The following is a 6,361-nucleotide window of genomic DNA, read 5'->3' on the forward strand; positions in this document are numbered from 1 at the left end:
AAACTCTGTATGCTAACATTTACCCAACTTAAACCACCTAATCACGATGCCGTAGTTACTTTTACTCTGGCGCTAACAGCAGAAGAACGTACCCGCAGTCGTCATCGCTTTGAAACGGCAGATAGTAAGGTTGTGTTTTTACATTTACCCAGAGGAACCGTGTTACATGATGGCGATATTCTGCAAGAAGAAACCGATAGCAGTTTAATCAGAATTACTGCCAAACCAGAACTAGTGCTGACTGCCTTTGCCCAAACACCACTTTTATTATTACGGGCGGCATACCATTTGGGAAATCGTCATGTACCTGTAGAAATTACCCCAACTTATTTACGCCTGTCCTCAGATTCTGTTTTACGCACAATGTTAGAACAACTGGGGTTAGAAGTTAAAGAAGAAATTTTACCGTTTCAGCCAGAATTGGGAGCTTATGGACAACACTATCATGCTCAGTGATAGCCATCTTTTGAGTATTTTACAGTTGGCTAGCCCCGCTTTGCCTGTGGGAGCATATAGCTATTCTGAAGGCTTGGAAATGTTGGTAGAAAATGGTACGATCGCTAACCAGACACATCTCAAACATTGGCTAAAAGCAGAGTTACTCTACGGGGCAATTCGGTTAGAGGCGGCGGTGATGGTACGATCGCAGCAAGCTGCAAAAATGGGTGATGTTGAGTCGCTATGCCGTTGGAATCTCTGGTTATCGGCTGCTAGGGAAACAGAAGAATTACGCGCCTCTAGTTGGCAGATGGGGCGATCGCTGATCCAATTACTTGGTAAACTAGAACCGCAGATTGTACCTATTGCCAATGCTGTCGGTAATCCTTGCAATTATGCGATCGCTTTTGGCATTGCCGTTGCCCATTGGCAAATCAGTATCAAAGCCGCATTACTCGGATATCTGCATAGTTGGGCAAGTAATTTGATTACTGCTGGCGTGAAACTTATTCCCCTTGGACAAACAGCAGGACAGCAGTTATTGCTAGATTTGCAACCATTACTTAGTGCGGCGGCATTGGAAATTCTCGCGTTGGAGGATGATCAACTCGCCTGTTGTAGTTGGGGTTTGTCACTGGCGAGTATGCAGCATGAAACACAGTATACAAGGTTGTTTAGGAGTTAGGCGGCATTGGGCATGGGGCATTGGGCATTGGGCATTGGGCATTGGGCATTGGGCATTGGGCATGGGGCATTGGGCATGGGGCATTGGGCATTGGGCATGGGGCATGGGGCATTGGGCATTGGGCATTGGGGATGAGGAGACTTATGAATGCATTTCGAGTGGGGGTTGCTGGGCCAGTGGGTTCGGGGAAGACGGCTTTGGTGGATGCTTTGTGCAAGGGATTGCGTGAGCAGTATCAGATTGCGGTGGTGACGAATGATATTTATACTCAGGAGGATGCTCAGTTTTTAGTGCGTTCTCAGGCGTTGGCAAGCGATCGCATTTTGGGTGTAGAAACTGGTGGTTGTCCTCACACTGCTATCCGCGAAGATGCTTCGATGAATTTGGCAGCAATTGAACAGTTAGAAGAACGTTTTATCGATTTGGATTTAGTATTTTTGGAAAGTGGTGGTGATAATTTGGCTGCTACCTTTAGTCCAGAATTGGTGGATTTAACGATTTACGTCATTGATGTTGCAGCAGGTGATAAAATTCCCCGCAAGGGCGGCCCCGGCATTACTAAATCTGATTTGTTGGTGATTAATAAAACTGACCTTGCACCCTATGTTGGTGCAGATTTAAGTGTGATGGAACGGGATGCTAAAAAAATGCGCGGTGATAAACCTTTTATTTTTACTAATTTAAAAACTCAGTCAGGACTTGCAGATGTAATTAACTTTGTTTGCACAAATATTTGTTAAAAATCAAATGATCAGGATTGTTTCGCTCAACTCTCTGACTTTTCACGGCATCTGGAAAACCTCTCTCTAAGAGGATGTTTGAAAAGTCCTCTTGTCGGTATCAAAAGTTTTAGATCCCTCTAAATCTCCCGATAAATTGGGAGACTTTGATTCCGGTTCCCCCCTTTTTAAGGGGAGCCAGCGCGGTCTTGGGGTCTCCCCAAGTGGAGCGACTGGCGTGGGTTAGGGGGGATCTAAAAGTGCCTAAAGTCACAGCGAAAAACTTTTCAAACAACCTCAAAATCTCTCTCCTAGTAGGAGAGAGATTTTGAATTTTCCCCCTTCCCGTGTCGGGAAGGGGGTTAGGGGGTTAGGTTTTTCATGGACTTTTCCACTTGAGGTGAAAAGTCAGGCTCAACTCTGGGTTACTTAAACAGACGAGTCATTTCAAACAATTGCTGGGCATTACTTCCTAAAAAAGCATCGAAAAGCATTTGCTCTCCAGATTCCCCTTCCACTAGATAGCGCTGGGCAATTTCATAATAGGCGTAAGTCCAAGGGATCTGAATTTCTGCGCCACTGTTATCATCTAACACTGTCACCATTTCTGTTACTGCTTGAGTTGCAGTTTGCCGCAAACCACAAGCAACATTTCCCTCTATCTCTGCTTTCATTGGTACACCCAGGTTAGCCAAAGCACTGGCGGTAGTATCAATGTCTGGATATTCTGGAGTGTTCTGGCTGTTGACATAACCTGTAAAATGGTTGACTGCGTAACCGTGCAACAACACCCAAGCCCCATACTGAGTAACCTGATTCACCTCTTCGACAACAGAATGCTGGGGAGGTAGCCAAGGGCGGGTGAAGATTTGCTGGAGTTGTTTGGCGATGGTTTCAATATTCCCGTCTTTGTGTAGAAAAGTAAGAGGTAAGCTCAGTTGGTCTGAGATTGAAGATACTGTTTTAGAGATAAGTTGGGCAATATTAGCAGGCAATTCATCGACAATCAACTCACTGATAAACAGTTTGGGTAAGTTAAATTCCTCTTGTTGCGGATGACGATAATAACGGGCGTACAAATGGGTTTGAGCAAAATTATATTCTCCAACCGCCACATAACCCAAAGCTTCTGCAAGTTGCCCAAGGTAGTCAATTCCCAAGTTAACTTGACCCTGTGGAGTATCTACTAATAAACGCAAAGACCGAAAGGCGATGTGGTCGTTGGCGACAGTCCCACCCGCAGCAGTAATCATTTGCTGGTAGGTACGGGCATGATTTACCCTGGCGCTGTATTCTTGCCAAAGTAATTTCCATAAATGAAAGGCTATTTTATTTGTCATTTGTCATTTGTCATTTGTCATTTGTCATTTGTCATTTGTCATTTCCCCCCACTCCCATTCGACTACGCTCACGGCAAGCCTACTCCCTACTCCCTACTCCCCACTCCCCACTCCCCCTCATTTTTTAAAATCTCGCTGATAATCTCAAGGGCTATCTGAATTTGGTCGCTGTCGATAACTAAAGGTGGACAGAAACGAATTGCTGCTTTACCGCAACCTAGTAACAATAAACCGCGTAAAAAAGCTTCTTGGATAATGCGATCGCGCAATTTATGATCAAGATTACCCTGTTTATCCAATAAGTCCACCGCAACCATCAAACCCTTACCTCGTGGCGGCGATACTCTGGAAAATTTTTGATGCAACTCGGTAAGACTAGCTTGTAAAAATTCTCCCATCAGGGTAGCGTTGGTCATCAAACCACTTTCCAGCAGTCGCAGTGTGGCAATACCAGCTGCACAAGCTACAGGATTACCGCCGAATGTGGTAGCGTGAGAACCGGGAGGCCAAGTCATTAACTCTGGTCTGGCAAGTATCGCTCCTAATGGCAGACCACTGGCGATACCTTTAGCAGTAGTAATGATATCAGGCATGACACCCCAATGCTCGATCGCAAATAAGCGACCAGTCCGCCCCATTCCTGATTGCACTTCATCCACTACCATCAGAATACCGTGGCGATCGCATATATCCCGAATCCTTTTTAAGAAAGCATCTTCGGGGACAATGTAGCCACCTTCTCCTTGAATTGGTTCAACTACGATCGCTGCTACTTCTTGCGGTGGTAAAATTGTGCCAAATAGCTGTTGTTCCAGGTAATCTAAACTAGCGTGAGTGCCGTAGGGTATATGAGTAACCCCAGGAACTAAAGGCCCAAAATTAGCTCGCTGTACTGTTTTGGAACCCGTAAGAGACATAGCCCCATAGGTGCGTCCGTGAAATGCACCTAAAAAAGCTATGATTAGCGATCGCTTGGTGTAATATCGAGCTAGTTTGATTGCTCCTTCGTTGGATTCTGCTCCGGAATTGGTGAAAAATACTTTTGCGGGAAACCCAGTGTTACTCTGTGGCTGGGGAAAAGGGGCGCGAATCGCTAATTGTTCCGCTAGTTCCACCATCGGTTCATAATAAAAATCCGTCCCTGACATGTGCAGCAGACGCGCCGACTGTTCTTGAATTGCTTTGACGACTTCTGGGTGGGCGTGTCCGGTGGCGGTAACGGCAATACCTGCGGTCATATCCAGAAATACATTGCCATCCACATCTTCTATCATGCACCCTTGGCCGCGAGATGCAACTAAGGGATAATCACGGGTGTAAGAAGGAGAAGTGACGGCGCGATCGCGTTGTACAATTGCTTGAGCAAGAGGGCCAGGTAAGGAAGTTATTAGACGGGGTGTACGAGATAAATTTAAGTTAATAGGGATACTTAACATAGTTTTTTCAATTTTTTTGCATATTACTGATGATTAAACCCTAAAATGTGATAATTTAAAGTAGCATTTGATTCCATTGGTGTAGGAATTACGCATTTACCGAAAAATTAGAGTACAGGCTAGCGATCATGAAAAATTACAGATAAATTTTTCATGAATCCTTAGAGGTATTTAACGAAAAAGCTTCATGGTAAAGACTTTCGTATTTTTTTAAGACTCTTGCCCGCTTTTATAACACACATTTTCCAGGTGCGATGGCATCCACAGGAGAATTGCTATATGCAAAAATTAATAAAAGTCTCTGAGCTAATCAACTAATGACTTGGGCATCTGGACAAAAGTTACACCGCGATAAGTATGAAATTAAACAACAGTTAGGACAGGGACAGTTCGCTATTACTTATCTTGCTGAGGATCGGGATGGCAAGAATGTTGTAATTAAAATATTGGATTCCAATTTACTTAATCAATTAAGTAACGAAGACCGCGATCGCTTAAAATCAGGTTTTGCTGATGAATCCCGTAAACTATCAATATGCAAACATCCGAATATTGTCCAAGTCATTGATACTTTCGAGGAAGGTGACTTAAAATGCATGGTCATGGAGTATATTCCAGGAGATAATTTAGCCAAGATTGTCCAACCGCGAGGATTTCTCCCTGAAAAAGAAGCCCTAAACTATATCGAGCAAATTGGAAAAGCACTCATCACGGTACATAAGCAAGAATTCTTACATCGAAATGTGAAACCAGAAAATATCATTTTGCGGGCGGGTACGCATCAGGTTGTTTTGATAAACTTCGACTTAGCACGAAGATTTGTTGATAACCCAGTGTCAAGTCGTGGTAACTTAGTTGATAAATTTACACCAATTGAACTGTATTCTAACTCTCCTAGACAACAGGGGCGACGTAAACCTTGGACTGATATTTATTCTCTTGCGGCAACTTTATATTTTTTATTAACAGGAAAACTGCCAGAAAGTGCTATTGAGCGCCAAGATAATAATAAGCGTTTAATTCCACCTAAAGAATTGAATGATCAGATTAGCGATCGCGTCAATCAAGCCATTCTCCACGCAATGGAATTAGAACCAGACAAGCGCCCCCAAACAGTAGAAGACTGGTTAAAAGAATTGGGTTGGAGAAGGAGATTTACTTTTCCTAGTTTGGGAAATAAACGTTTACAGGTACTGCTAGCAGCAATCCTCGCAGCTGGCGTACTTATAACTAAGATAGAACCTTTGATTTCAGCACTTAATAATGGTGTTCAATTGATTGATAGATTTTTCTCAAGTCCATCAACACCGACCAATCCCTCAACACAACAAACGCCATCATCCCCCACTAAACCACAAAATAGGTAATAACGAGCAGCTACACCTACGCAATAGTTAGATCGGCAACCGCATTTGTTGCTTTTGCGATCGCAATAGTTAGATCAGCAGTCGCATTTGTTGCTTTTGCGATCGCAATAGTTAGATCAGCAACCGCATTAGTTGCTTTTGCGACTCCAATAGTTAGTTTTAGAGTCGCATTAGTTGCTTTTGCGACTCCAATAGTTAGATCAGCAGTCGCATTAGTTGCTTTTGCGATCGCAATAGTTACAGGACTTACGCAATCAAAGCTTGAAACCTCGATCCCCCCTAACCCCCCTTTTTTAACTATCCATTACCCACATCTTTCTTAACATAAGGTTTGACAAAAGCCAGAAATTGTGTATCCTCTATGCCAATAACTAGA

At 43.6% G+C, this 6,361-nt stretch carries 7 protein-coding genes; 4 read left to right on the forward strand and 3 right to left on the reverse strand.

What is annotated here, in order from left to right; genetic code table 11:
* The first annotated feature begins 9 nt into the window (after positions 1-9).
* Together ureE and V7L05_RS15920 are read left to right on the forward strand one after the other, a co-directional pair.
* The gene (gene ureE / locus V7L05_RS15915) at positions 10-456 is read left to right on the forward strand and encodes an urease accessory protein UreE (RefSeq protein ID WP_335165347.1); all 447 of its coding nucleotides are present in this window, start codon (positions 10-12) and stop codon (positions 454-456) included.
* A complete protein-coding gene (locus V7L05_RS15920; protein WP_335165349.1) occupies positions 431-1,123 on the forward strand; it encodes an urease accessory protein UreF in 693 nt (230 codons plus the stop codon). The genes ureE and V7L05_RS15920 overlap by 26 nt, the downstream gene beginning before the upstream one ends.
* Here the strand turns inward: V7L05_RS15920 and V7L05_RS15925 are convergent.
* On the reverse strand, positions 1,120-1,242 hold the full coding sequence (locus V7L05_RS15925; protein ID WP_335165351.1) for a hypothetical protein: 123 nt from the start codon (positions 1,240-1,242) through the stop codon (positions 1,120-1,122). The two genes, V7L05_RS15920 and V7L05_RS15925, sit on opposite strands and share 4 nt — an antisense overlap.
* A 24-nt stretch (positions 1,243-1,266) precedes the next feature.
* Here V7L05_RS15925 and ureG point away from each other — a divergent pair, with 24 nt between their 5' ends.
* Positions 1,267-1,863, forward strand: a complete 597-nt coding sequence (gene ureG, locus V7L05_RS15930) for an urease accessory protein UreG (protein WP_100901384.1) — start codon at positions 1,267-1,269, stop codon at positions 1,861-1,863.
* Between the two features lie 404 nt (positions 1,864-2,267).
* On the opposite strand, the gene V7L05_RS15935 is transcribed toward ureG, so the two are convergent.
* Together V7L05_RS15935 and V7L05_RS15940 are read right to left on the reverse strand one after the other, a co-directional pair.
* Positions 2,268-3,182, reverse strand: a complete 915-nt coding sequence (locus V7L05_RS15935; protein ID WP_335165353.1) for a DUF1338 domain-containing protein — start codon at positions 3,180-3,182, stop codon at positions 2,268-2,270.
* Positions 3,183-3,268: 86 nt separating this feature from the next.
* The gene (locus V7L05_RS15940) at positions 3,269-4,618 is read right to left on the reverse strand and encodes an acetyl ornithine aminotransferase family protein (RefSeq protein WP_335165355.1); all 1,350 of its coding nucleotides are present in this window, start codon (positions 4,616-4,618) and stop codon (positions 3,269-3,271) included.
* Positions 4,619-4,935: 317 nt separating this feature from the next.
* Here V7L05_RS15940 and V7L05_RS15945 point away from each other — a divergent pair, with 317 nt between their 5' ends.
* Positions 4,936-5,985: a serine/threonine protein kinase gene (locus V7L05_RS15945; RefSeq protein ID WP_335165356.1), complete on the forward strand. Its 1,050-nt coding sequence runs from the start codon at positions 4,936-4,938 to the stop codon at positions 5,983-5,985.
* Positions 5,986-6,361: the final 376 nt, after the last annotated feature.

This window comes from Nostoc sp. (assembly GCF_036917755.1).
Lineage (GTDB): Bacteria > Cyanobacteriota > Cyanobacteriia > Cyanobacteriales > Nostocaceae > Nostoc.